The sequence below is a fragment of the Janthinobacterium sp. J1-1 genome, from assembly GCF_030944405.1.
In the GTDB taxonomy this organism is placed as follows: domain Bacteria; phylum Pseudomonadota; class Gammaproteobacteria; order Burkholderiales; family Burkholderiaceae_D; genus Janthinobacterium.
Window position 1 is genome coordinate 2380381 of record NZ_CP132339.1, and the last position, 24131, is coordinate 2404511.

Annotated in this window: 23 protein-coding genes and 1 pseudogene; 17 read left to right on the forward strand and 7 right to left on the reverse strand. The window is 61.0% G+C overall.

Annotation, left to right across the window (positions count from 1 at the left end):
* Positions 1 to 418: 418 nt before the first annotated feature.
* Positions 419 to 871 (reverse strand): annotated as a pseudogene (locus tag Q8L25_RS10810) (UPF0758 domain-containing protein); the annotation flags it as partial.
* A 110-nt stretch (positions 872 to 981) separates the two neighbouring features.
* Here Q8L25_RS10810 and Q8L25_RS10815 point away from each other — a divergent pair.
* The 6 genes from Q8L25_RS10815 (at position 982) to Q8L25_RS10840 (ending at position 6348) form a co-directional block, all read left to right on the forward strand.
* The gene (locus Q8L25_RS10815; RefSeq protein ID WP_308924821.1) at positions 982 to 1437 is read left to right on the forward strand and encodes an FKBP-type peptidyl-prolyl cis-trans isomerase; all 456 of its coding nucleotides are present in this window, start codon (positions 982 to 984) and stop codon (positions 1435 to 1437) included.
* 10 nt (positions 1438 to 1447) lie between these two features.
* Complete coding sequence (ispH, locus tag Q8L25_RS10820) at positions 1448 to 2422, forward strand: 4-hydroxy-3-methylbut-2-enyl diphosphate reductase (RefSeq protein ID WP_308924822.1); 975 nt, start codon at positions 1448 to 1450, stop codon at positions 2420 to 2422.
* A 258-nt stretch (positions 2423 to 2680) separates the two neighbouring features.
* Positions 2681 to 3610, forward strand: coding sequence for a branched-chain amino acid ABC transporter permease (locus Q8L25_RS10825; protein WP_308924823.1), 930 nt, complete (start codon positions 2681 to 2683; stop codon positions 3608 to 3610).
* Between the two features lie 20 nt (positions 3611 to 3630).
* On the forward strand, positions 3631 to 4848 hold the full coding sequence (locus Q8L25_RS10830; protein WP_308924824.1) for an ABC transporter ATP-binding protein: 1218 nt from the start codon (positions 3631 to 3633) through the stop codon (positions 4846 to 4848).
* Between the two features lie 10 nt (positions 4849 to 4858).
* The gene (locus tag Q8L25_RS10835) at positions 4859 to 5632 is read left to right on the forward strand and encodes an ABC transporter ATP-binding protein (RefSeq protein ID WP_308924825.1); all 774 of its coding nucleotides are present in this window, start codon (positions 4859 to 4861) and stop codon (positions 5630 to 5632) included.
* Entirely contained in the window at positions 5629 to 6348 is a 720-nt protein-coding gene (locus Q8L25_RS10840; RefSeq protein WP_308924826.1) for an ABC transporter ATP-binding protein, read from the forward strand. Before Q8L25_RS10835 ends, Q8L25_RS10840 begins: the two co-directional genes overlap by 4 nt.
* A 128-nt stretch (positions 6349 to 6476) precedes the next feature.
* Here Q8L25_RS10840 and Q8L25_RS10845 read toward each other — a convergent pair whose 3' ends face one another.
* Complete coding sequence (locus Q8L25_RS10845) at positions 6477 to 7043, reverse strand: phasin family protein (protein ID WP_308924827.1); 567 nt, start codon at positions 7041 to 7043, stop codon at positions 6477 to 6479.
* A gap of 350 nt (positions 7044 to 7393) precedes the next feature.
* On the opposite strand from Q8L25_RS10845, the gene Q8L25_RS10850 reads away from it, so the two are divergent.
* The gene (locus Q8L25_RS10850) at positions 7394 to 8311 is read left to right on the forward strand and encodes a DMT family transporter (protein ID WP_308924828.1); all 918 of its coding nucleotides are present in this window, start codon (positions 7394 to 7396) and stop codon (positions 8309 to 8311) included.
* A 176-nt stretch (positions 8312 to 8487) separates the two neighbouring features.
* Positions 8488 to 9582, forward strand: coding sequence for a D-alanyl-D-alanine endopeptidase (pbpG, locus tag Q8L25_RS10855; protein WP_308924829.1), 1095 nt, complete (start codon positions 8488 to 8490; stop codon positions 9580 to 9582).
* Between the two features lie 262 nt (positions 9583 to 9844).
* Here pbpG and Q8L25_RS10860 read toward each other — a convergent pair whose 3' ends face one another.
* Positions 9845 to 10624, reverse strand: coding sequence for an IclR family transcriptional regulator (locus Q8L25_RS10860; RefSeq protein WP_308924830.1), 780 nt, complete (start codon positions 10622 to 10624; stop codon positions 9845 to 9847).
* Between the two features lie 153 nt (positions 10625 to 10777).
* Between Q8L25_RS10860 and Q8L25_RS10865 the strand changes: the two genes are divergently transcribed.
* The 8 genes from Q8L25_RS10865 to Q8L25_RS10900 all read left to right on the forward strand — a co-directional run bounded on the left by Q8L25_RS10865 (position 10778) and on the right by Q8L25_RS10900 (position 17582).
* Entirely contained in the window at positions 10778 to 11161 is a 384-nt protein-coding gene (locus tag Q8L25_RS10865) for a diacylglycerol kinase (RefSeq protein ID WP_308924831.1), read from the forward strand.
* Positions 11162 to 11290: 129 nt separating this feature from the next.
* Complete coding sequence (locus Q8L25_RS10870; protein ID WP_308924832.1) at positions 11291 to 12292, forward strand: sulfate ABC transporter substrate-binding protein; 1002 nt, start codon at positions 11291 to 11293, stop codon at positions 12290 to 12292.
* Positions 12293 to 12352: 60 nt separating this feature from the next.
* On the forward strand, positions 12353 to 12919 hold the full coding sequence (locus Q8L25_RS10875; RefSeq protein ID WP_308924833.1) for an alpha/beta hydrolase: 567 nt from the start codon (positions 12353 to 12355) through the stop codon (positions 12917 to 12919).
* Between the two features lie 45 nt (positions 12920 to 12964).
* Positions 12965 to 13603: a peroxiredoxin gene (locus Q8L25_RS10880; RefSeq protein ID WP_308924834.1), complete on the forward strand. Its 639-nt coding sequence runs from the start codon at positions 12965 to 12967 to the stop codon at positions 13601 to 13603.
* 226 nt (positions 13604 to 13829) lie between these two features.
* On the forward strand, positions 13830 to 14636 hold the full coding sequence (gene cysT / locus Q8L25_RS10885; RefSeq protein ID WP_308924835.1) for a sulfate ABC transporter permease subunit CysT: 807 nt from the start codon (positions 13830 to 13832) through the stop codon (positions 14634 to 14636).
* Positions 14636 to 15562 (forward strand): sulfate ABC transporter permease subunit CysW, encoded by a 927-nt coding sequence (cysW, locus tag Q8L25_RS10890; protein WP_308924836.1) that lies wholly within the window; start codon positions 14636 to 14638, stop codon positions 15560 to 15562. Before cysT ends, cysW begins: the two co-directional genes overlap by 1 nt.
* 1 nt (position 15563) lies before the next feature.
* Entirely contained in the window at positions 15564 to 16634 is a 1071-nt protein-coding gene (locus Q8L25_RS10895) for a sulfate ABC transporter ATP-binding protein (protein WP_308924837.1), read from the forward strand.
* Positions 16635 to 16649: 15 nt separating this feature from the next.
* Positions 16650 to 17582 carry a CysB family HTH-type transcriptional regulator gene (locus Q8L25_RS10900; protein WP_308924838.1) on the forward strand — a complete coding sequence of 311 codons (933 nt, stop codon included), beginning with the start codon at positions 16650 to 16652 and terminating at the stop codon, positions 17580 to 17582.
* Here the strand turns inward: Q8L25_RS10900 and Q8L25_RS10905 are convergent.
* Complete coding sequence (locus Q8L25_RS10905) at positions 17579 to 17785, reverse strand: hypothetical protein (RefSeq protein ID WP_308924839.1); 207 nt, start codon at positions 17783 to 17785, stop codon at positions 17579 to 17581. The genes Q8L25_RS10900 and Q8L25_RS10905 overlap by 4 nt on opposite strands.
* A 368-nt stretch (positions 17786 to 18153) precedes the next feature.
* Here Q8L25_RS10905 and Q8L25_RS10910 point away from each other — a divergent pair, with 368 nt between their 5' ends.
* Positions 18154 to 19113 carry an IS110 family transposase gene (locus tag Q8L25_RS10910; protein WP_308921843.1) on the forward strand — a complete coding sequence of 320 codons (960 nt, stop codon included), beginning with the start codon at positions 18154 to 18156 and terminating at the stop codon, positions 19111 to 19113.
* 88 nt (positions 19114 to 19201) lie between these two features.
* On the opposite strand, the gene Q8L25_RS10915 is transcribed toward Q8L25_RS10910, so the two are convergent.
* The 3 genes from Q8L25_RS10915 to Q8L25_RS10925 form a co-directional block, all read right to left on the reverse strand.
* On the reverse strand, positions 19202 to 21604 hold the full coding sequence (locus Q8L25_RS10915) for a TonB-dependent receptor (protein ID WP_308924840.1): 2403 nt from the start codon (positions 21602 to 21604) through the stop codon (positions 19202 to 19204).
* A 285-nt stretch (positions 21605 to 21889) separates the two neighbouring features.
* The gene (locus tag Q8L25_RS10920) at positions 21890 to 22936 is read right to left on the reverse strand and encodes an aldo/keto reductase (RefSeq protein WP_308924841.1); all 1047 of its coding nucleotides are present in this window, start codon (positions 22934 to 22936) and stop codon (positions 21890 to 21892) included.
* A gap of 13 nt (positions 22937 to 22949) precedes the next feature.
* Positions 22950 to 23999: a quinone-dependent dihydroorotate dehydrogenase gene (locus tag Q8L25_RS10925; RefSeq protein WP_308924842.1), complete on the reverse strand. Its 1050-nt coding sequence runs from the start codon at positions 23997 to 23999 to the stop codon at positions 22950 to 22952.
* Between the last annotated feature and the right edge of the window lie 132 nt (positions 24000 to 24131).

Here is a 24131-nt window from a genome sequence, read left to right on the forward strand (position 1 = left end):
AAGGATCGTTCCTCAGGGTTGAGTGCAGAACGTCCTTGAAGAGCCAAGCTAACTGCCGGGGAAATGAGGCATATTAAGTGTAACTGATCACTTGGTAATGAATCAAGATATTTTTCCTTGAAGATTTAACTCGGCTCGGCCATTGCATACGTCCACGTCACTTTTTCGTTGAGTGTTTTTACATGAGCAATCCACTGTTTGGCTTGAAATGCCAGCAGGAGACCGGACTCAAACGCCACTGCATGTCCGGTTTGAAATGAGAACAAGTGTCGAAGTTTAGGAGGGTACTCCACACTATGCTTGCGTAGGCCGGTTGCTAATCCCGTGTACTTACCTTGATACGTATCATTATCACAACCCCTCTCTGGAGGTCGATGGGCAAGGGTGGAAGTTAAATATATTTTCGCTGTTAGTGCCCGGAGGGCTGGGTCAGGGTGCCCCGGAACATTTCGCGTGTCGTGATCAGGCGGTTCTTGACGTCCATGAACAGTACATGGAACGATTCATGCCCGAGGTTGCCCATGGTGATGCGCAGATAGTCCTTGACCGCATGCGGTGAGCTCAGCACCTGGCCCGATTGCAGGTCTTCGACAATCGCGCGCCGCGCCAGTTCCATCACCGCCTGCAGCTGGGCGAACTTGGCGCTGCCCATGCCGTGCACGGCCGAGAAATTGACCAGGCTGGCGCCGAACAGGCCGCGCAGCGAACCGAAGTGCTCGACCGTGTCGCGCGCCAGCTGCACCGCGCTCTTGCCACGCACGCCAGTACGCAGGAAGACAGCCAGCAATTCCGCATCCGACAGCGTGTGCGCGCCATCCTCGATCAGCCGTTCCCGGGGCCGCTCGCGGGCGGGCCAGTCCTTGATTGCCATATTGCTCTCCCGTGTAGTGCGGCAGGGACATCCTTTGACGACGCAATGGGGCGGGCGCGGCCAGTGTGGCTTACAATATCGTTTTGCATCAGTTATCTGAAAACATCACTATGTCCAACCAGCAACCAGCAGTCGTCACCAAAGCGGCCTACCTCACTCTGCATTATCGTCTTGCTACTGTGGACGGTACTGATATTGTCACTACCTTCAACGGAAATCCCGCGACCCTGATGCTGGGGCAGAACCAGCTGGCGCCGTTCCTGGAAGAGCGTTTGCTGGGCTTGCCGGAAGGCACGCACACCACTTTCGAGCTGGCCGCCAGCGAAGGCTTCGGCGAGCGCCACCCTGACCTGGTGCAATCGGTCACGCGCGCCACCCTGGACGAAAACTCGGTGCCGGGCGCCGACTACAAGATCGGCGACCTGGTCGACTTTGCCGCCCCCGGTGGCGGCCGTTTTGCCGGCGTCCTGCGCGAGCTGCGCGACGACTCCGCCCTGTTCGACTTCAATCACCCGCTGGCCGGACAGCCGCTGCGTTTTGAAGTCAAACTGATATCCGTGCTGTAAGGAGATGTCCATGGACAAGGAACTGTTACTGGCCCAGCCGCGCGGTTTTTGCGCCGGGGTCGACCGGGCGATCGAGATCGTCGAGCGCGCGCTGCAACAATTTGGTGCGCCTATCTATGTGCGCCATGAAATCGTCCACAACGCCTATGTGGTGGCCGATTTGCGCAACAAGGGCGCGATCTTCATCGACGACCTCGATGATGTGCCTTCTGGCAATACGCTGGTGTTTTCCGCCCATGGCGTCTCGAAAGCCGTGCGCGCCGAGGCCGAATCGCGCGGCTTGAGCATCTTTGACGCCACTTGCCCGCTGGTCACCAAGGTGCACATGGAAGTGGCCAAGATGCGCCGCGAGGGCCGCGAGATCATCATGATCGGCCACGACGGCCATCCGGAAGTGGAAGGCACGATGGGGCAGGCCGAGCAGGGCATGCATCTGGTGGAAACGCTCCAGGATGTGGCAGCCTTGCAGGTGGCCAATCCGGACAGCCTGGCCTATGTTTCGCAAACAACGTTGTCAGTTGACGACACCATCGACATTATTGCGGCCCTGAAACAAAAATATCCGAATATTTCCGAGCCTAAAAAAGGCGACATTTGCTACGCCACCACCAACCGCCAGGAAGCCGTGAAATTCATGGCGCCGCAGGTGGAACTGGTGATCGTGGTCGGCAGCCCGAACAGCTCGAATTCGAACCGCCTGCGCGAAGTGGCCGACAAGATGGGCACGCCTGCCTACATGGTCGATAACGCCTCGCAGATCGACCCGGCATGGCTGGACGGCAAGCTGCGCGTGGGTGTCACGGCCGGCGCCTCGGCGCCCGAGGTGCTGGTGCAAGCCGTGATCGACCGCCTGAAAGAGTGTGGCGTGAAGAGCGTGCGGCCGCTGGACGGCGTGCAGGAAGCCGTGACCTTCCCGATGCCGAAGGGTCTCGATGGGGTGAAAAGGGTGGTGGAGCAAGTGAGCTTTGGAGAGACGTCGACGTAAAAACTGAATTTAATTTGTTGGTTTCGACATTATTCCAAGCTAAGTTTTTGCAAAAGATCGTTATGATGGTCGCAAGCTTGAGTATGTTGTCGTTATGACTAAGCAGGGGCGCGCACGTTTTCAGTGCATGCACCAGGCTGGTGAGAACGGTCCAAGGATGGCACTGCAGGATTTTTTCCTTCGGTGCCGTTTTTTTATCGGCGGCGGCATGGCGAGCGGACGGTGTTCCCGAAAAATGCAACGATAGGGCAATCTGACATGGATACATTCATCCAGCAAATCATTAACGGCTTGGTGCTGGGCAGCATGTATGCCTTGGTCGCCCTCGGTTATACGATGGTGTACGGCGTCCTGAACCTGATTAACTTCGCCCATGGCGACGTGCTCATGATAGGCGCCATGGTGGGCCTCTCCATCCTGAAGCTGCTGGGCATCTACGTGCCGGACTGGCCCGGCTATTTGAAACTGGCCACCGCCATCCTCGGCGCGATTCCCGCCTGCATCCTTATCAATATCATCATCGAGCGGGTCGCCTACCGCCGCCTGCGCAACGCCCCCCGCCTCGCTCCCCTGATCACCGCCATTGGCGTGTCGATATTGCTGCAAACCTTTGCCATGATGATCTGGACCCGCAATCCCTTGCCCTTCCCGCAATTGCTGTCGACCGACCCCATCCATATCGGCGGCGCGGTGATTTCGCAAACGCAGGTACTGCTGCTGGCCCTGGCCGCCATTTCCATGGGCTCGCTGGTGATCCTGGTGGAAAAAACGAAAATGGGCCGCGCCATGCGGGCCACGGCTGAAAATCCGCGCGTGGCCGGCCTGATGGGGGTCGACTCCGACAAGGTCATCGTCGCCACCTTCGCCATCGGCGCCGCGCTCGCTGCCGTGGCCGGCGTGATGTGGGGCGCCAATTATGCTTCCATTCAATTTTCCATGGGCGCGATTCCGGGCCTGAAGGCGTTTTGCGCCGCCGTGCTGGGCGGCATCGGCAATATCTACGGCGCCATGATAGGCGGCATCCTGCTGGGCATAATCGAAAGCCTGGGCGCCGGCTATATCGGCGACCTCACCGGCGGTTTCCTCGGCAGCCACTACCAGGACATCTTCGCCTTTATCGTGCTGATCATCGTGCTGACCCTGCGTCCGTCCGGCATCATGGGCGAACGCGTGGCCGACCGCGCCTGACGTTACCGGGAGATTAAAACATGGCACTACTCGATTTCGACGTCAAGAAGAACCCCACCAAAGCCTATGCCGGCATGGTGGGCCTGGCCGCGCTGCTGATGATCTTCCCATTCTTTGCCGCCCAGTTCGGCAACTCGTGGGTGCGCATCATCGACATGGCGCTGCTGTACATCATGCTGGCCCTGGGCCTGAATATCGTGGTGGGTTTTGCCGGCCTGCTGGACCTCGGCTATATCGCCTTTTATGCGGTGGGCGCCTACCTGACGGCGCTGCTCGCTTCGCCCCAGTTCGCCATCCTGCTCGAATCGGTGATCAACCAGTATCCCGTGTTCGGCGAGTCGCTGGTGCAACTGATGGGGCCGGAGATCCGCGAGAACGGCATCCATCTGTCGGTGTGGGTGATCGTGCCGCTGGCGGCAGCTGTCGCCGGCTTGTTCGGCGCGCTGCTGGGGGCGCCGACCCTGAAACTGCGCGGCGACTACCTGGCCATCGTGACCCTGGGCTTTGGCGAGATCATCCGTATTTTCATGAACAACCTGAACGACCCGATCAATTTCACCAACGGGCCGCAGGGCATCAACCTGATCGATCCGATCCGCGTGTTCGGCGTCAACCTGGCCGGCGAGGCGGGCACCAACAGCACCGTGGTGGTGGGCGGCTTTTCGATGCCGTCCGTAAATGCCTATTACTTCCTGTTCCTGTTCCTGTGCATCGCCGTGGTGTTCATCACCAAGCGCTTGCAGCATTCGCGCCTGGGCCGCGCCTGGGTCGCCATCCGCGAAGACGAGATTGCCGCGAAAGCCATGGGCATCAACACGCGCAATGTCAAACTGCTGGCGTTCTCCATGGGGGCCTCGTTTGGCGGCGTGGCCGGCGCCATGTTTGCGTCGTTCCAGGGCTTTGTGTCGCCGGAATCGTTTTCGCTGACCGAATCGATCGCCGTGCTGGCGATGGTGGTGCTGGGCGGCATCGGCCATATTCCGGGCGTGATCCTGGGCGGCGTGATCCTGGCCTCGATTCCCGAACTGCTGCGCCATGTGGTCGAGCCGGCCCAGCAGGCGCTGTTCGGCAAGGTGGTGATCGAAGCCGAAGTACTGCGCCAGTTGCTGTACGGCCTGGCCATGGTGCTGATCATGCTCAATCGCCCGGCCGGCCTGTGGCCGTCGCCGAAGAGCGAAGACCGGCCCGACCACGACGTCGACCAGCCCAACAAATCGACCGATGTCGTGTCGGCTTAAGGAGAACGGCTTGAGCGAACAGATCATTCTCAATATCGCCGGCGTCAACAAACGCTTTGGCGGCCTGCAGGCGCTGACCGATGTCGGCATTACCATCAAGCAAGGCCAGATCTACGGCCTGATCGGCCCCAACGGCGCCGGCAAGACGACGTTTTTCAATGTCATCACCGGCCTGTACCAGCCCGATACGGGCACCTTCGAGCTGGCCGGCAAGCCGTACTCGCCGTCGGCGCCGCACAAGGTGGCCAAGGCCGGGATTGCCCGCACCTTCCAGAATATCCGCCTGTTCGGCGACATGACGGCGCTGGAAAACGTGATGGTGGGGCGCCACGTGCGTTCGCACCAGGGCGTGTTCGGCGCCATCTTCCGCCACAAGGCGGCGCGCGAGGAAGAGGCGTCTATACGCCGGCGTTCGCTGGAGCTGCTGGAGTTCGTCGGCATTGCCCAGTTCGCCAACCGCACGGCCCGCTTTTTGTCCTACGGCGACCAGCGGCGCCTGGAAATCGCCCGCGCGCTGGCCACCGACCCGCAGCTGCTGGCCTTGGACGAACCGGCGGCCGGCATGAATGCCACCGAAAAGCTGGCCCTGCGCGAGCTGCTGGTGAAAATCAAGGCCGAAGGCAAGACCGTGCTCCTGATCGAACACGACGTGAAACTGATGATGGGGCTGTGCGACCGCATCACGGTACTCGAATACGGCAAGCGCATCGCCGAAGGCTTGCCAGCCGACATACAAAAAAACCAGGCCGTCATCGAGGCTTACCTGGGAGGATCGCACGCATGAGTAATGTTTTAAAAGTGGCGGGCCTGAGCGTGGCCTATGGCGGCATCAAGGCCGTCAAGGGCATCGACCTGGAAGTCAACCAGGGCGAACTGATCGCGCTCATCGGCGCGAATGGCGCCGGCAAGACGACGACCCTGAAAGCCATCACGGGAACTTTGCCGGCGTGCAAGGTCGAAGGCACGATCAGCTATATGGGCGAGTCGCTCAAGGGCAGCAAGTCGTTTCACCTGGTGGAAAAGAAGCTGGCGATGGTGCCCGAAGGGCGCGGTGTGTTTACCCGCATGTCAATCCGCGAAAACCTGATGATGGGCGCTTACACGCGCACGGACGTGGCCGGCATCGAGGCCGATATCGGCCGGTGGTTCGACGTGTTTCCGCGCCTGAAAGAGCGTGCCGCGCAGATGGCCGGTACCTTGTCGGGCGGTGAACAGCAGATGCTGGCGATGGCGCGCGCGCTGATGAGCCACCCGAAACTGCTGCTGCTCGACGAGCCGTCGATGGGCCTGTCGCCGATCATGGTCGAGAAGATCTTCGAGGTCATCCGCAAGGTATCGGGCGAAGGCATCACGATTCTGCTGGTCGAACAGAATGCGCGCCTGGCGCTGCAGGCGGCGCACCGCGGCTATGTGATGGATTCGGGCCTGATGACGATGAGCGGCAATGCGGCCGACATGCTCGACGATCCGCGCGTCAAGGCCGCCTACTTGGGCGAATAGTCTTTGCCCATAAAAAATGCCCCGGGTTGACCGGGGCATAATGGCATCCGTGGGGAAGTACGGGGTGGATGCCTGGAGGAGCTGGTTCAGCTGGGCCGCCGTGGCGGCCCCGAGTCAAACGTCGCTGATTAGTTGCTGGCAGCGTGCGGTGCGGCTTTTGCAGCGGCTTGCGTGAACTGGCTGACGGCCGATGCCAGGTTCGCTTCGATGGTTTCCACGGCTTGCTTGCTGCTTTTCGTGAACTGCTCGTAACCTGCATTGGCGTTGCCGATGGCACTTTTGAAGATGGCGACCGCGTTTTCCGAGCCGGCTGGCGCGTTCTTGGTGACTTCTTCGACCAGCGAGATGACCTTGCGGTTGGTTTCGGCGATTTGCGATTCAGCAGCTTTGCTGAATTCGGCTTGGGCGCCGGACGTGATCGCAGCCAGATGACGGCCGTAGGCGATGGCTTTTTCAGCGGTCGGCTGGGCTTGGGCAGCGGTCAGCGAGAAGAATTCTTGTGGATCCTTGGCAGCCAGCAATTGCTTGGTGGTCGCGGTCGACTCTTCCAGGGTGGCTTTGGCGGCGGTCAGGTTCAGTTCGACGATTTTTTCGATGCTCTCAAATGCCTTGCCCGTCAGCGACGAGAACAGGGCGAATTGGGCTTCCAGGTTGGATTTGGTGGCGGACGAGAATTGCTCAGGGATTGAAAACATTGTGAATCTCCAAAATATTAAAATCTGGTTAATTTGATGCTGCGTTTGCCATAAAGGGGGAAGCAGTTGACTCTGTTTTATCTAGCTGAACAAGCAATTGTGCAACGCAACAAACCCTATTCTACGGTGAAAAAAAGTTAAGTCAAGCGAATTTTGTGCGTTGCAACAATTGAATAGATTTGGGTCAAAAGTCATTGTTTCTAAAGATTAATTTTTGATTCTTCCAGTTAATTATTTCCTGGAAACTGGCCTCTTCGGCCGCCTGCGGCACGCCGGGCGGCGCAGCATGCTAGACTTGATCTTCCGCACTGGCGCCAGCCCACGGTGCCGCCACGTTTCCGAGCCTGTCCATGTCCAATCTTCCCGCCGCGCCAGGCGCCAGCAATAAGCCCGTTTTTCCCGCCAGCCTGGCGCCGATGGCCTTGCCCGCTTTCTTCGTCCTGTTATGGAGCACCGGTTTTATCGTCGCCAAGTTCGGCCTGCCGTATGCGCCGCCGCTGACGTTTTTGCTGCTGCGCTTCCTGGGCGTGCTGGTGATCCTGCTGCCGCTGGTGCTGGTCTTGCGCGCGCCGTGGCCGGTGGGGCAGTTCCGCCAGATCGCCGTGGCCGGCATCCTGATGCAGGCCGGCTACCTGGCCGGCGTGTGGTGCGCGATCAAGCTGGGCATGCCGGCTGGCCTGTCCGCCCTGATCGTCGGCATGCAGCCCGTGCTGACAGCCTGCGCCGCGCCGCTGATCGGCGAATCGGTGCGCCCGCGCCAGTGGCTGGGCCTGTTTTTCGGCCTGCTGGGCGTGGCGCTGGTGGTCTACGCCAAGATCAACCTGGTGGGGCTGACCGTGGAAAGCGTGCTGCTGTGCGTGTTCGCGCTGCTGTCGATGACGGCCGGCACCATGTACCAGAAACGCCATTGTCCGCAGTTCGACCTGCGCACCGGCACCGTCGTGCAATTTGCCGCCTCGATCGTGGTGGTGCTGCCGTTTGCCTTGTATTACGAAGGCCTGGATTTTGCTTTCAGTAGCGTGCAATGGACTGGCAACTTTATCGGCGCCTTGCTGTGGTCGGTATTGGTGCTGTCGATCGGCGCCATCTTCCTGTTGTTCGCACTGATACGGCGCAGCGACGCCACCAAGGTGACGGGCTTGCTGTATCTGACGCCGCCGACCACGGCCGTGATGGCCTGGCTGATGTTTGGCGAAGCATTTAACATGTTGGGCATCGCCGGCATGCTGGTGGCCGTGATCGGCGTGGTGTTTGTCGTCAAGAAATGACACCCATCACGGTTCAGGCAAGGAAACGCATAATGAAAAGGAAATTCATTTGCTCATCAATAATGCTTTGTGTTTCATTGCCGCAATAAATACTGTCTCAACTGTTAAATAGGCTTGCGATTACTCTGCATTTCGCTACACTGCAATAATGCAACAGCTTCACGGGGAAATATTGAATGGCTAAGTTTAAACTCGCGCTGGGCTTGCTGGCTTCCCTGCTGTTTGCGCTGGCACCGGCTGCTGCCGTGCACGCCAAGGAAGCAGCCAGCAAATCGTCAGCTGCCAAGAAACAGAATAACAAGAAAGTCAAAGTCGTCGTGCGCAAGGGCGCCCGCGCCACGGGTACGCGCGCGATTGCTGCGCCGCGCGAGAAAGCCGTGCGCCGCGTGGTGACCGTGCGCGGCAAGCGCAAGGTCATCTATCAAAGAGTGACCAGCGCCGCCGTGCCGATGGCCGCGCCGATGCCGACCATGGGCGACCTGGCCGGCCTGAACCTGACACGCGATCCGCTCGACCTGAAGTCCAGCGTGGCGCTGGTGCTCGACCAGAGCAATGCGGAAGTCCTGTTCGAGAAAAATTCCAATGTGGCCCTGCCGATCGCCTCGATTACCAAGATGATGACGGGCCTGGTGGTGGTCGAAGCGGGGCAGGACATGGAAGAAGTGCTGACGATCACGGACGACGATGTCGACCGCGCCAAGTTCAGCAGCTCGCGCCTGAAAGTCGGTTCACAATTGACGCGCGGCAATATGTTGCATATCGCGCTGATGAGTTCGGAAAACCGCGCCGCGTCCGCCCTGGGCCGCAACTATCCGGGTGGCCTGCCGGCCTTCGTGAACGCCATGAACGCCAAGGCGCGCAAGCTGGGCATGAACGACACCCGCTATGTCGATTCGAGCGGCTTGTCGAAAATGAACGTGGCCAGCGCGCATGACCTGGCCAAGCTGGCCATGGCCGCCTTCCAGCAACCGCTGCTGCGCCAGTTCTCGACCGATCCGAAAGCCATTGTCGAAGCGAGCGGCCACCCCATGCAATTCGGTAACACGAATCACCTGGTGGCCAATCCGGGCTGGGACATCGGCTTGCAAAAGACCGGATTCATCAACGAAGCGGGGCGCTGCCTGCTGATGCAGGCCGTGATCGAAGGGCGTTCCGTGATCATGGTGTTCCTCGACTCCAAGGGCAAGCAGTCGCGTACGGCCGATGCCGGACGGATGAGGAAGTGGCTCGAAGCGCTGAAACCAGGCAACTTGGTTCTTCCAGGCGGTTGATTACAAAGGCAGTTTTCATTGTAATGCCGTAAGTTAATCTGTCCGATGTATTAAAAGCAAGGCGTAAAAATGGCGGGCCGGAGACGCAGGCCCGAGAAAATGCCGATGGCGGCGTTGCAGCTCCTCGCCGACCATGCGTACTGTCTTCGTCGCTGCGCCTTGCCCTCGACATTTTTCAGGCCCGCTTGGCCCAAGATGCCTATGCGGACGACTGGGGTTTTAATCAGTTTGGTGGTGTGCTTGTGGGGCGGGGACGTTAATTTTAATTCTGCGGCATAAAGCCCAGCGTCACCGAAATCTGGTTCGCCGTTTCCACCAGATCCTCCAACCACTCGTCCTGCAGCCGGTCGGCCGGCGCCGAGATCGACAGGCCGGCGATCAGCTTGCCCGAATCATCGCGGATGCCGGCCGCCATGCAGCGCACGCCCAGTTCCAGCTCTTCATTGTCGCGCGCATAGCCGTTCTCGCGCACCTGGCTCAGCTCGCGTTCCAGTTTCAGCAAATCCGTGATGGAATTCTTGTTGTGCCCGGCCAGGCCGGTGCGCGTGGCATAGGCGCGGATCGCTTTCGGTTCATCGACCGATAAGAACAGCTTGCCGGTCGAGGTCAGGTGCAGCGGGCCGCGCCCGCCGATGGCGCGCACCACTTGCATGCCGGAACGCTCCGAGAACGCCCGGTCGATATACACGATCTCGTCGCCCTGGCGTACCGACAGATTGATGGTTTGCTGGGTTTTCTTGTGCAGCTGGCGCATGAAGTCGAGCGCCGCTTCGCGCACGCTGAGGCGGCTTTTCACCACATTGCCCAGCTCCAGCAGGCGCATGCCCAGCCGGTAGGTGCCCGGCTCGATGCGGTCGACAAAGCGCGTCAGTACCATGTCGTTCAGGATGCGGTGGGCGGTGGACGGGTGCAGGCCCGAGACCTTCGACAATTCCTTCAGGCTGACCGGGTCGCTATATTTGGCCAGGGCGTCGAGCAGGGCGACCATGCGCTCGATCACCTGTATCGTCGTCTTCGGCGCTGCGACGGGTTCAATTTTCATGATGGATTTGGTGCGATGCAGTATTCATGCCGTACTTTATACCATGATGTGAAAGAGGGGAATGCCCGCTGTGGCTTTGCAGGAAAAATTGTCACAATTCCTATTGTGCCAAGGCATAATCAAACTCCCTTATCGGCCGGAACACGAAAATCCATGCAACCAGTAAATGAATTCAAAAGCAAGAGCGGCTTGAAACGCATCTTTTCCGCCTTTTTCTATTCCATCGACGGCTTGAAAGCGGCCTGGCGCGGCGAGCATGCGTTCCGCCAGGAACTGGGCCTGTTCGTGGCCGGCACCATTATCGCCTTGCTGCTGAGGGTGTCCGCGTTTGAAAAACTGGTGCTGATCGGCGTGCTGCTGCTGGTGCTGATCGTCGAACTGATCAATTCCGCGCTGGAAGCGGTGGTCGACCGGATTTCGCTGGAGCGCCATGAACTGTCGAAGAACGCCAAGGATTTCGGCAGCGCCGCCGTGCTGCTGACCTGCCTGCTGGCATTCGCCACCTGGGCGGTGGTGCTGTTCAACCGCTTTTATTGATGGCGCATCTCCGTTGAGTGCCATCCATATACGAAAATCGCATATCAAATGGTGAAACGCTTCGTTCTCTTTATGATCGCAGGGCCGTAATCTGGTGGCTCTGAAAGCTTAACCACACGGGGATCATCGATGTTGTCGAAAAAATTAATCATTGCCGCCGCCATCAGCGCCTTTGCCATCCTGCAAACCGCGCAAGCTGCCGATATCACTTTGCTCAACGTGTCGTATGACCCGACCCGCGAGCTGTACCAGGACGTGAATACGGCGTTTGCCAAGGAATGGAAAGGCAAGACGGGCGACAACGTCAAGATCAAGCAATCGCATGGCGGTTCCGGCAAGCAGGCGCGTGCCGTGCTCGACGGCCTGGAAGCGGACGTGGTGACCCTGGCGCTGGCCTACGACATCGACGCCCTGGCCGAACGCAAGCTGCTGGCGGCCGACTGGCAGAAGCGCCTGGAGCACAACAGCTCGCCTTATACCTCGACCATCGTGTTCCTGGTACGCAAGGGCAACCCGAAAGGCATCAAGGACTGGAACGACCTGATCAAGCCGGGCGTGTCCGTGATTACCCCGAATCCGAAAACCTCGGGCGGCGCCCGCTGGAATCACCTGGCAGCCTGGGGCTATGCGCTGCGCCAGCCGGGCGGCAACGAAGCCAAGGCCAAGGAATTCCTCGGCAAGCTGTATAAAAACGTGCCGGTGCTCGACTCCGGCGCCCGCGGCGCCACCACCACCTTCGTCGAGCGCGGCATCGGCGACGTGCTGATCGCCTGGGAAAACGAAGCCTACCTGGCCGTCAAGGAACTGGGTCCGACCAAGTTCGACATCATCACGCCGTCGATCAGCATCCTGGCCGAGCCGCCGGTGGCCGTGGTCGACAAGGTGGTCGACAAGCGCGGCACCCGCAAGGTGGCGGAAGCCTATCTGCAATACCTGTACACGGATGAGGCGCAAGACATCATCGCGAAAAACTACTACCGTCCTGCTTCGCCGAAAGCGGCGCAGAAATACGCCAGCCAGTTTGCCAAGGTCAATCTGTTCACCATCGAGCAGGTCGGTGGCTGGACCGCGGCGCAAAAGGCGCACTTTGCCGACGGCGGCATCTTCGACCAGATCTATCAACCGAAGTAATCATGACGGGCGGGCGCCAGCCTGCCCGGCTTTGATCGCATTGATCGCAAAGGATCCATCATGGCGCTGCGCAGCTTTTCGGATTACCGGGTACTGATCGTGCCGGGCTTGCATAACAGCGGTCCCGAGCATTGGCAGAGCCGCTGGCAGCGCCTGTATCCGCAGTTCGAGCGGGTCGAGCAGGACGACTGGGAACAGCCCGACCTGGCGGCCTGGTCGGCAAAACTGGACCGGGCGCGGCGCGAAGACAGCCGTCCCACCCTGATCGTCGCCCACAGCTTCGGCTGCCTGACGACGGCCCACAGCCTGGCGCGCGATCCGCATGGCGTGGCCGGCGTGCTGCTGGTGGGGCCGGCCGATCCCGAGAAATTCGGTGTGGCGGAGATATTGCCGCACAAGCGATTGCCTTGCCCCGGCATCCTGATCGCCAGCCAGACCGATCCGTGGATGAAGGCCGAACACGCGGCGCAGTGGGCGCGCCGCTGGAATTGCAAGTATATTGACGGCGGTGCGCTGGGCCATATCAACGCCGAGTCCCGTTTGGGTGACTGGGTGTATGGCCAGGCGCAACTGCAAACGCTGTTTGACCTGGCGCAAAGCAGCACGCGCCACCGTCATGCAGCCTGATAGTCCAACCCCCTATTGCGGTAAAAACCTGTTGAGGAGATCACGATGACTTTACGCCTGGGCGATACCGCCCCCGACTTTGAACAAGACAGCTCGATCGGCACCATCAAGTTCCACGAGTGGGCTGGCGATTCCTGGGTGGTGCTGTTCTCCCACCCGGCCGATTTCACCCCTGTCTGCACCACCGAACTGGGCCTGACCGCCAAGCTGAAACCGGAATTCGACAAGCGCAACGTGAAAGCCGTGGCGCTGTCGGTCGATGCGGCCGAATCGCACAAGAGCTGGATCAAGGATATCGAAGAGACGCAAAACACGGTGGTGGGCTTCCCCATCATCGCCGACGTCGACAAGAAAGTGTCGGTGCTGTACGACATGATCCACCCGGAACAGTCCGTCACCGCCACCGTGCGCTCGGTGTTCGTCATCGACCCGAACAAGAAAGTGCGCCTGATCCTCACGTATCCGCTGAGCACCGGCCGCAACTTCGACGAAATCCTGCGCGTGATCGACGCCCTGCAACTGACGGACGGCTACACGGTCGCCACCCCCGGCAACTGGAAAGATGGCGATGACGTCATCATCCCATTGCCGGTGCAGGACCCGGAAGTGATCAAGCAGAAGTATCCGAAAGGATTTACAGCCGCGAAACCCTACCTGCGCCTGACGCCACAGCCGAACAAATAAGCCACTTCCCTTGAAAACGCACCTTGCCGGTGCGTTTTTTTTCGTCCCATGCTTTATACGCTGATGTATGCATTTTGCATCTAAGCAAATGAGAAATGGTTAGTTCTTTTTATAACGATTGCATGTGAATATGGCGCCCTGTTACTCGAAAATGTAATAAGAAGGGGTTTCCATGTCTGAAGCAACACTAGCACCGGTGAAGGCGCGGGGAGCGCCGTTCCGGGTCATGCCTGGCTTTAAACTGTCGCTGGGCTTTACGCTGTTCTACCTGGCGCTGATCGTCCTGATCCCGCTGTCGTCGGTGTTCCTGAAGACGTTTACGATGACGTGGGAAGCGTTTTTCAACGCCGTCACGTCCGAGCGCGTGATGGCCTCGTACCGTTTGACGTTTGGCGCGTCGCTGATCGCCGCCCTGCTCAACGTGATTTTCGGCGGCATCCTGGCCTGGGTGCTGGTGCGCTACAAATTTCCCGGCAAGCGCATTATCGACGCCTTGGTCGACCTGCCGTTCGCCCTGCCAACGGCGGTGGCCGGCATTACCCTGACGGCCCTGTATTCTTCGAATGGCTGGTTCGGCCAGTTCATCGAAGGCGTGCTGGGCATCAAGGTGGCGTTCACGCCGCTGGGCGTGGTGGTGGCGCTGACCTTTATCGGCCTGCCCTTCGTCGTGCGCACGGTGCAGCCGGTGCTGGAAGACGCGGAAAAAGAACTCGAAGAAGCGGCCGCCAGCCTGGGCGCCAATTCCCTGCAAACATTCACCCGCGTGATTTTCCCGACCATCCTGCCGTCGCTGCTGACCGGCTTCGCGCTGGCCTTTGCGCGCGCCACCGGCGAATACGGTTCCGTCATTTTTATCGCCGGCAATATGCCGATGGTGTCGGAAATCACCCCGCTGTTCATTATTACCAAGCTGGAGCAGTACGACTACGCGGGCGCCACGGCGATTGCCGTCGTGATGCTGGTGATCTCCTTCCTGCTGTTGTTGACGATTAACCTGCTGCAAGCGTGGACACGCGGAAAGGGCAAGAAATAATGACGACCAAAGTTTCCGCCGTCGCCAATGTGGAAGATGCGCTGCCGAAAGCGCGCCGCATCGAGCCTGCCGTCGGCCCCGTGGTGCTGGAACCCTTGTGGGTGCGCACCGTCCTGATCAGCATCGCGCTGCTGTTCCTCACCGCTTTCCTGATCGTGCCGCTGGTGGCCGTGTTTGCCGAAGCATTTAAAAAGGGCTGGGAAGCGTATGTGGCGGCGATTATCGATCCGGACGCGATTTCCGCCATCAAGCTGACCCTGATCACGGCGGCGATTGCCGTGCCGCTGAACCTGGTGTTCGGCGTGGCCGCCTCCTGGTGTATTGCCAAGTTCGAGTTCCGCGGCAAGAGCATCCTGCTGACCCTGATCGACCTGCCGTTTTCCGTCTCGCCGGTGATTTCCGGCCTGATCTATGTGCTGATGTTCGGCGCCCAGGGCTGGTTCGGTCCGTGGCTGCAGGAACACGACATCAAGATCCTGTTTGCCGTGCCCGGCATCGTGCTGGCGACCATCTTCATCACCTTCCCGTTCGTGGCGCGCGAGCTGATTCCGCTGATGCAGTCGCAGGGCAGCGAAGAGGAAGAGGCGGCGCTGGTACTGGGCGCCTCGGGCTGGAATACCTTCCGCCGCGTGACCTTGCCGAACATCAAGTGGGGCCTGCTGTATGGCGTGATTTTGTGCAATGCGCGCGCCATGGGCGAGTTCGGCGCCGTGTCGGTGGTGTCCGGCCATATCCGCGGAGAAACCAACACCATGCCGCTGCAGGTGGAGATTCTGTACAACGAGTACAACTTTGCCGCCGCGTTTGCCGTGGCGTCCTTGCTGGCCCTGCTGGCGCTGGTGACCCTGGCCCTGAAAGCCTTTATTGAGTGGCGTTTGAACGAGAGCGACGCCGACGATTCCGCCTTACGTTCCACGGAGCACTGACATGACCATCGCAGTTAAAAACATCAACAAGCGTTTCGGCGATTTCGTCGCCCTCGACAATATCTCGCTGGACTTTCCCGCCGGTGAACTGACCGCGCTGCTGGGCCCGTCCGGCTGCGGCAAGACCACCTTGCTGCGCATTATCGCCGGCCTGGAACATCCGGACAGCGGCCAAGTGCTGCTCGACGCGCAAGACGCGTCGAACCGCCATGTGCGCGAGCGGCAAGTCGGTTTCGTGTTCCAGCACTATGCGCTGTTCAAGCACATGACCGTGTTTGAAAACGTGGCCTTTGGCCTGCGCGTGAAATCGCGCAGCGAGCGCCCGTCCGAGGACCAGATCCGCCGCAAGGTAAAAGATTTGCTGGAGCTGGTGCAGCTGGACTGGCTGGCCGACCGCTATCCGCCGCAGTTGTCCGGCGGCCAGCGCCAGCGTATCGCGCTGGCCCGCGCGCTGGCGGTCGAGCCGCGCGTGCTGCTGCTCGACGAACCGTTCGGCGCGCTGGACGCCAAGGTGCGCAAGGAACTGCGCCGCTGGCTGCGCCGCCTGCACGACGACCTGCATGTGACCAGTATTTTTGTGACGCACGACCAGGAAGAGGCGCTGGAAGTGGCCGACCAGGTGGTGCTGATGAACAAGGGCACCGTCGAGCAGCTCGGCTCGCCCGAGCAGGTCTACAACCATCCCGCGTCACCGTTTGTGTATGGCTTCCTCGGTAACGTCAACCTGTTCCATGGCCGCGTGCACGACGGCGTGATGGCCACCGGCGACGCCAGTTTCGACGTGCCCGACTATGCGGGCGTGAGCGACAGCAAGGGCACCGCCTATGTGCGGCCGCATGACCTGGAAATCGACCGCTACACGCCGGGCGCCGACGGCATCGTGGTGAAGCTGAGCCGTGCCCATGCGATCGGCCCGCTGGCCCAGCTGGATTTGCAGCGCGTCGATAACAGCGAGCTGATCGAAGCCGTGATGTCGAACGAGCGCTTCAGCCATCTGCAACTGAAAGAGGGCGAGACCCTGGTCGTGCGCCCGAAACGCCTGCACGTGTTCGTTGAACCAACAAGAACCTAAAAGGCTGGAATCACCATGAACTTTCAACAATTGCGCTCGATCCGCGAGGCAGCGCGCCGCGGCTATAACCTGACGGAAGTGGCGAACGCCCTGTTCACCTCGCAGCCTGGCGTGAGCCGGCAGATCCGCGAGCTGGAGGACGAGCTGGGCGTGGTCATTTTCGAGCGCAACGGCAAGCGGCTGACGGGCCTGACGGAGCCGGGCAAGGGCATCCTGAAGATCGTCGACCGGCTGTTGATCGAAGCGGAAAACCTGCAGCAGGCCAGCCTGGAATACAGCGGCCAGACCAGCGGCACCTTGTCGGTGGCGGCCACCCACACCCAGGCCCGCTATGCGCTGCCGAAAGTGGTGCAGGGCTTTCGCGCGGCGTTTCCCGATGTGCGCATCGCGCTGCAGCAAAGCGCTCCCGAACATATCGCGGAATGGGTCTTGTCGGGCAAGACCGATATCGGCATCGCCACCGAGGGCCTGAGCCAGTTCCCCGACCTGGTGTCGTTCCCGTGCTACCGCTGGAGCCATCTGATCGTGGTGCCGGACGGCCACCCGCTGCTCGAGCACTCGCCGATCCGGCTGGAAGACCTGGCGAAATACCCGTTGATCACCTACGACAAGGGTTTTACGGGCCGCGGCCATATCGACGATGCGTTTGCCAAGGCCGGCGTGGCCACCGACATCATTTTGACGGCCATGGATTCGGACGTCATCAAGCAGTACGTGGCGCTGGGCATGGGCGTGGGCATCGTCGCCTCGATGGCCTTCGACCATGGCCGCGACAAGGGGCTGCGCGCGGTCGAAGCGTCGCACCTGTTCGCCACCAATACCACCCGCCTGGCCGTGCGCCGCGGCGCCTATCTGCGCTCGTATGCCTATGAATTCATTTTGCAGCTGGCGCCGGACCTGACGCGCGAGGATATCGACCGCGCCATGGGCGGCGAGGAAGCGCTTTAATTGAGCAGGACGTCGAGCATGGCGCGCTGCGCGCGCGTCAGTTTCGCCACGGCGCGCGCGTGGGAATCCTGTACCAGTTCGGCCAGGTAGTCCGCCGGAAAGCGCGCCACGTCGACGATGGTCACCCAGTGAAAGCGGCCCATGTAGCGCGCCGGCTTCACGCCCGGCATGCCGGTCAGTTCGACAAAACGGTCCGCGCTCACGCGCAGGCTGAAGCGCCATTGTTCGGGCGCGCTGGTCTTGAAATACGCAAAAACGGGAGGCGCTATGCCCCCCGTTTTGCATGTTGTGGGTCAACAATGTTGTCGGATTACGCGCTGCGCGCTAATCCGACCTTGTATTATTCCTCTCATGCGGTTGGTGGTGTTGCGAACAACATCGGCCGCTGTCAAAATTCTTGGTAGGCATATCAAGACCGGGTAACTGGATGCCGTATCCGCCCTTAGGCTCAAAGCCAGCGATGTAGATCTCGCACCAGTTACCCACCCTCCATGTCAAGATCGGACAGTATCTTTGGCACCGGCACGCCGGTAGCCCGCATTCACAAGGTAGATCGCAAGAGGACCACAGCATGTTTAATTTAGGAATCGACGTTGCCAAGGCCAAGCTGGACTGCGCACTGCGCCTGCCCAATGGCAAGCACCGTAACAAGGTAGTAGAGAACAATCACAAAGGATTTGCTGCACTGAGCGAATGGCTGCTCAAGCATGATGCCGGCAACCCGAGAGTATGTATGGAAGCGACTGGCACTTACTGGGAAGGGGTTGCCGAATATCTGGCCGGACTTGGCATGGTGGTCAGTGTCATCAATCCGGCACAGATGAAGGCCTTTGGCGCCTCGCGCATGGTACGCACCAAGACCGACAAGGTCGACGCGCAGTTGATTGCCGACTTTGCCCATGAGCGCCAACCGCAGCCGTGGACAGCGCCGTCGCCCGCCGCGCAGGCACTGCGCGCCTTGGTGCTGCGCCTCGAAGCGGTGCAAGCGATGCGGTTGCAGGAAACGAATCGGCTCGACGTCGCGCGAGAAGCGGTACGCCAGGGTATCGAGGATCACATTGCCTGGCTCGACAAAGAAATCAAGGAACTCATTCGCGCCATCAAGCGCCATATCGACGATGATCCGGATTTACGCGATAAGCGCGAGCTGCTCGACAGCATCCCTGGTCTGGGTGAGCGCACGATACCAGTGTTGCTGTCGTACTATGCCGATACCGAGCGCTTCGACAACGCCAAGCAAGCCGTGGCGTTTGCGGGACTCGACCCGCGCCAGCACGAGTCAGGATCGAGCGTACGTGGCAAGCCACGCATGTCGAAGATTGGTCACAGTTTCCTGCGAAAGGCGCTGTACATGCCAGCCATGGTGACCGTATACAGGACACCATGGGGTCAGCGCTTTGGCCAGCGGCTCAGCGCTGCCGGCAAGGCACCGAAACTGATCATCGGCGCCATGATGCGCAAGCTGGTGCACGTGGCATTCGGCGTGCTCAGGTCGGGAAAAATATTTGATCCAACCTTGCACAACGCTTGACGGGGATAACAGTATCTACGATCTTGTCATGGCACGCAGGTCGCGTAGGTCGGATTAGCGTAGCGTAATCCGACACCACCCGCCCGCCTTACCAGCTATAACCCGCCTTCGCATAGTAATAACGGCCATTGAAACCGTTCGGCGCGAAGATGCTGTACGGCTGGGTACCGGCCACGTTCAGGTTGCCGGCGCTGGTCACTTGCGCCGGGTAGCGGTTGGTGACGTTGTCGATGCCGGCGGCCAGGCGCCAGTTCTTGCCCAGCTTGACCGAGGTCGACAGGTCCAGCACCCATTGCGGATCGTAGTTCTGGTCCAGCGCGACATTGTTTTGCGGCACGGTGAAGCTGCCGTAGCGCGTGACCACGCCGTGTGCGTTCCAGTTGCCGAAGCCATAGTCGGCGGCCAGGCTGAACTTGTCTTTCGGCGAGGCCACGGTGGCGCGGGCAACCGTCTGGCGGTCGATCAGCAGCAGGTTGTTGGCCGTCAGGACGGCCGGATTGTCGGCGATTTTCTGTACCGAGCTCTTGTTATGGTTGTACGCCACGGTGAAGTCCAGGCGGTCTTTTTCCTGCAGGTCGATGCGGTAGGTGCTGACGATGTCGACACCTTCGGTGCGCGTGTCGACCGCGTTGGTGAAGTAGCGCGCGGCGCCGACGGCCGTGCCCTGCGCCGCCAGCTGGGCCTGCAGCGCGCTGTTCAGCGCCAGGTTGGCCGAGAACAGGATGCGGTTGTCGATGTCGATGCGGTAGGCGTCGATCGAGGTGGTGAAGTTGCGGTTCGGCTGGAATTGCAGGCCCAGGCTGTAGTTGCGGGCTTTTTCCGGCTTCAGGTCCTGTGCACCGAGGGCGCGCGCCTGTGGCGTATTGACGGCGAAGGTGCCCGTTTCGATCGGCGTATTGGTGCCGTTGATGACCTGGAAGTTGGTGGTGGTAATCGTGTAGTACTGCTGCGCCAGCGAGGGCGCGCGGAAGCCGCTCGAGGCCGTGCCGCGCAGCGACAGCGCGTCGGTAAAGGCGTAGCGGGCCGATCCCTTGGCCGAGGTGGTGTTGCCGAAATCGCTGTAGCGCTCGTGGCGCAGTGCCACGCCGCCCGACAGCTTCCTGGTCACTTCCGCTTCCAGGTTCACATAGATCGATTCATTGTGGCGCGAGTGGCTGCCGGCGTTGGCCGGACGAAAGCCGGCAAAGCCCTGCGAGCCGCTGCCCGTGTACGACGCTTCGTCGCCGGCGCCGATGCTGTATTTTTCATGACGCGCTTCCGCACCGACGGCCACCGTCAGCGGTCCCGTAAAGGCGGGCACGGCAAATTCGCGCGCGGCGTCGAGGTTGAACACGGTCTGCTCGTTTTTCAGCGAACCAGCATGGAAATGCGTGGGGCTGTTGATGCCCAGCGGGCCGATCGACAGGTTGATGGTGTTGTCCAGGTCCAGTTCGAACTTGTTGCTGCCGTAGTTCAGGCTGGCATCCCAGCGCCAGCCGGCCGCTTCCCCGCGCAGGCCGGTCACCAGGGACTGGTCGGTCAGGGTGCTGTTTTGCAGCGGCAGGAAGCCTTCCGGGTAGACTGGCGTGCGCAGCGCGGTGCCGTTGTAGGCCGTGCGCCAGGTGGCGGCGGCCGAGGTGTCGCGCTTGCCGTAGTTACCGAAGGCATACCAGTCGATATTGTCGTTGATGTGGTATTCGCTGTTGACGAAGAGGGTGGCCGGCTGGCTTTCGGCGTCGCCGTAGCGCTGGTTGACCTTGCCGTAGCGCGGCTCCAGCGGATTGCGGAAGTCGGCGCCGGCGCGGTTGGTCGGATCGCGGTCGGCCACTTCGGCCGACAGGCGCAGCCAGCCGTCTTCACCGAGCGCAAAGCCGGCCGAACCCTTGATCGACTTCTGCTTGCCGTCGCGTTCCTGGGTCTGGCCATAGCCCACTTCCACGTCGCCACCGGCCGCGCCTTTTTTCAGGATGATGTTGATCACGCCGGCGATCGCGTCGGAACCGTACTGGGCGGCGGCGCCATCGCGCAGCACTTCCACATGGTCGATGGCGGCCAGCGGAATCGCGTTCAGGTCGACCGGCGCCGAGCCGCGGCCCAGCGAGCCGTTGACGTTGACCACGGCCGACGTATAACGGCGCTTGCCGTTGACCAGCACCAGCGTCTGGTCGGGCGACAGGCCGCGCAGCTGGGCCGGACGCACGGCGTCGCTGGCGTCGGCGCCGGTAGCGCGGGCGAAGTTCAGCGACGGCAGCAGGCGCGCCAGCACGGTGGCCAGTTCGCCCGAACCCGTGCTTTGCAGGTCGCGCGAGGTCAGAATGTCGATCGGCGATTCGGAATCGATGGTGCGGCGGTTTTTCGCAAAGGTGCCGGTGACCACCACCGATTGCAGTTCGCCGTCGGCCGGCAGCTCCTGCTGGGCGTGGGCGGGCAGGGCGAAACAGGCCACCAGGCTGGCGGCGATGACGGTCTTGACGGGCAGGGCGCGGGTGGTGCGTGTAGTAACAGGACTCATCGACTATATCTCTTCGGTTAGTGATTCAGGTTCCGCGGACCGTGGCGGTCCGGTGATGTCATCAGATTAACAGTGGGCGCGTGGCGCGCTTACGAATGCTTCTGTGTATCGTTATGCGATAAACGGATAATGCGTGGGCAATTTGCGGGAGTGGCGCATATCGCCTTGCTATCCAGCATACGGCGGCGCATGGCAAAGCCGCAATGGTGCACTGCGGTGGTCTGCTGCTTGTTGTATAAAAACGACTGCCGGCGGCGCGGATGGCCGCCGGCGAAGAGGAGGCGCTTATTGACCGGGGTTGGTCAGGGTGGCATGGATGGCGTCGACCGCCTTCACCACGTCCGGCGACAGCGTGATTTGATAGGCGTCGATATTGTGGGCCAGCTGCTCCAGGCTGGTCGCACCGATAATGGTCGATGCGATAAACCAGCGCGAGTAGCACCAGGCCAGCGCCAGCTGGGTTGGCGTCAAACCGTTGGCGCGCGCCAGCGCCGCGTACTGGCGCGCCGCCTCGATGGTGGCCGGGCGGATATAACGGGGGCTCCAGCCGGGCGGGAAGATGGTCAGGCGGCCGCGCGCCTGCGGATCGTCGAGGTACTTGGCTGTCAGCTGGCCGAACGCCAGCGGGCTGTAGGCCAAGAGGCCCACGTTCTCGCGGTGGCAGGTTTCGTCCAGCAGGCCGGTCTCGAACTGGCGCGCCGTCAGGTTGTACAGGTTCTGAATCGAGGCGATGCGCGGCAGGCCTTTCAGTTCGGCCTGCTTGATATATTCGCAGACGCCCCACGACGACTCGTTCGATACGCCGACATGGCCGATCTTGCCTTCGTCGACCAGCTTGCCCAGGATCGCCAGGGTGTCCTCGATGGCGACCGCCTCGCGTTCATGCTGCGGGTTGTAGCTATTGGCGCCAAAAATCGGCAGGTTGCGGCTGGGCCAGTGCAACTGGTACAGATCGATATGCTCGGTCTGCAAACGGCGCAGGCTGTCTTCGACGGCGGCGCGGATATTGACCGCGTCGAGGTTGTTCTTGCCGCCGCGTATCCAGTGCATGCGGCTGTTCGGCCCGGCGACCTTGCTGGCCAGCACGATCTGGCCGCGCTTGCCGCTTTTCTTCAGCCAGCTGCCGATATAGCGCTCGGTATTGCCCTGCGTCTCGGCGCTGGCCATCACCGGATACATCTCGGCCGTGTCGATGAAGTTGATGCCGCGCTCAAGCGCGTAATCGAGCTGGCTGTGCGCTTCCGCTTCGCTGTTCTGTTCACCGAAGGTCATGGTGCCCAGGCAGATTTTGCTGACCAGCAGATCGCTGGAACCGAGTGTGGTCTTCTCCATGGTCTCTCCTGTCTTAACGTGCCTGCCTGCCGCGCAGCGCGCGCGCACAGTCGCCGACCAGCGCCGGGCCGGCGTAGATCAGGCCGCTGTACAGCTGCACCAGCTGCGCGCCCGCCTCGAATTTGGCCACCGCGTCCTGGCCCTGCATGATGCCGCCCACGCCGATGATGGGCAGCGCATCGCCCAGTTCCGCCCTCAAGAGGCGGATCACGTTGTTCGACAGTTCGAACACGGGCGCGCCCGACAGGCCGCCCGCTTCCGCGCCATGCTCCATGCCTTCCACGGCCGCGCGCGACAGGGTGGTGTTGGTGGCGATCACGCCGTCGATGCCGTGGCGCGTCAGCGATTCGGCGATGCTTTTCACCTGTTCGCCATCCATGTCGGGCGCGATTTTCAGGGCCAGCGGCACGTAGCGCTTGTGCTTGTCCGCCAGGCGCGCCTGCGCTTGCTTCAGCTGCGACAGCAGGGCGTCGAGTTCCGACGCGCCTTGCAACTGGCGCAAATTCTTGGTGTTCGGCGACGAGATATTCACTGTCACATAGCTGGCGTAAGGGTAGACTTTTTCCAGGCACAGCAGATAGTCGTCGGCCGCCTTTTCGATCGGCGTATCGGCGTTCTTGCCGATGTTCAGGCCCAGCACGCCGGCGCGCTCCTGGTAGAACTTCGAGGCCTGCACATTGGCGACAAAGGCGTCGACGCCGCCATTATTGAACCCCATGCGGTTGATGATGCCCTGCGCCTGCGGCAGGCGGAACATGCGCGGCTTCGGGTTGCCGGCCTGTGCGCGCGGCGTGACGGTACCCACTTCGATCGAACCGAAGCCCATGTCGGCCAGCGCATCGATAAATGCGCCATCCTTGTCCAGGCCTGCGGCCAGGCCGACCGGATTCGGGAAGGTGATGCCCATCACCGTGCGCGGGTCCGCCGCCGGTTTGCCGGCCAGTTTGGTCAGCCCCAGCGCGGCTGCGCGTTTCAGGGCCGGCAGGGTGAAATGGTGGGCCGCTTCGGCATCCATGGAAAACAGCAGCGGGCGGGCGAGGGAATACAGGAATTTTTTGGACATGGGTTTTTCAAGGATGGTGCGCGGGGCGTGATGCGGTCATGGGTACTGGCGATGGGCCGTATTTTACCGTGTTCCACGGGGCTGCCGGGTGTATAGTTCTTGTTGGCCCAATGCAATATTGATTACTTGATC

Excerpts from the sequence above, each read along its gene's own strand:
- cysW (WP_308924836.1), top strand. The coding sequence starts at position 14,636 with ATGACGACCAAAGTTTCCGCCGTCGCCAATGTGGAAGATGCGCTGCCG.
- Q8L25_RS10895 (WP_308924837.1), top strand. The coding sequence starts at position 15,564 with ATGACCATCGCAGTTAAAAACATCAACAAGCGTTTCGGCGATTTCGTC.
- ispH (WP_308924822.1), top strand. The coding sequence starts at position 1,448 with ATGGACAAGGAACTGTTACTGGCCCAGCCGCGCGGTTTTTGCGCCGGG.
- Q8L25_RS10830 (WP_308924824.1), top strand. The coding sequence starts at position 3,631 with ATGGCACTACTCGATTTCGACGTCAAGAAGAACCCCACCAAAGCCTAT.
- Q8L25_RS10920 (WP_308924841.1), bottom strand. The coding sequence starts at position 22,936 with ATGGAGAAGACCACACTCGGTTCCAGCGATCTGCTGGTCAGCAAAATC.
- Q8L25_RS10915 (WP_308924840.1), bottom strand. The coding sequence starts at position 21,604 with ATGAGTCCTGTTACTACACGCACCACCCGCGCCCTGCCCGTCAAGACC.
- Q8L25_RS10875 (WP_308924833.1), top strand. The coding sequence starts at position 12,353 with ATGGCGCTGCGCAGCTTTTCGGATTACCGGGTACTGATCGTGCCGGGC.
- Q8L25_RS10910 (WP_308921843.1), top strand. The coding sequence starts at position 18,154 with ATGTTTAATTTAGGAATCGACGTTGCCAAGGCCAAGCTGGACTGCGCA.
- Q8L25_RS10900 (WP_308924838.1), top strand. The coding sequence starts at position 16,650 with ATGAACTTTCAACAATTGCGCTCGATCCGCGAGGCAGCGCGCCGCGGC.
- Q8L25_RS10825 (WP_308924823.1), top strand. The coding sequence starts at position 2,681 with ATGGATACATTCATCCAGCAAATCATTAACGGCTTGGTGCTGGGCAGC.
- Q8L25_RS10925 (WP_308924842.1), bottom strand. The coding sequence starts at position 23,999 with ATGTCCAAAAAATTCCTGTATTCCCTCGCCCGCCCGCTGCTGTTTTCC.
- Q8L25_RS10870 (WP_308924832.1), top strand. The coding sequence starts at position 11,291 with ATGTTGTCGAAAAAATTAATCATTGCCGCCGCCATCAGCGCCTTTGCC.
- Q8L25_RS10880 (WP_308924834.1), top strand. The coding sequence starts at position 12,965 with ATGACTTTACGCCTGGGCGATACCGCCCCCGACTTTGAACAAGACAGC.
- Q8L25_RS10860 (WP_308924830.1), bottom strand. The coding sequence starts at position 10,624 with ATGAAAATTGAACCCGTCGCAGCGCCGAAGACGACGATACAGGTGATC.
- Q8L25_RS10850 (WP_308924828.1), top strand. The coding sequence starts at position 7,394 with ATGTCCAATCTTCCCGCCGCGCCAGGCGCCAGCAATAAGCCCGTTTTT.
- cysT (WP_308924835.1), top strand. The coding sequence starts at position 13,830 with ATGCCTGGCTTTAAACTGTCGCTGGGCTTTACGCTGTTCTACCTGGCG.
- Q8L25_RS10840 (WP_308924826.1), top strand. The coding sequence starts at position 5,629 with ATGAGTAATGTTTTAAAAGTGGCGGGCCTGAGCGTGGCCTATGGCGGC.
- Q8L25_RS10815 (WP_308924821.1), top strand. The coding sequence starts at position 982 with ATGTCCAACCAGCAACCAGCAGTCGTCACCAAAGCGGCCTACCTCACT.
- Q8L25_RS10865 (WP_308924831.1), top strand. The coding sequence starts at position 10,778 with ATGCAACCAGTAAATGAATTCAAAAGCAAGAGCGGCTTGAAACGCATC.
- Q8L25_RS10845 (WP_308924827.1), bottom strand. The coding sequence starts at position 7,043 with ATGTTTTCAATCCCTGAGCAATTCTCGTCCGCCACCAAATCCAACCTG.
- pbpG (WP_308924829.1), top strand. The coding sequence starts at position 8,488 with ATGGCTAAGTTTAAACTCGCGCTGGGCTTGCTGGCTTCCCTGCTGTTT.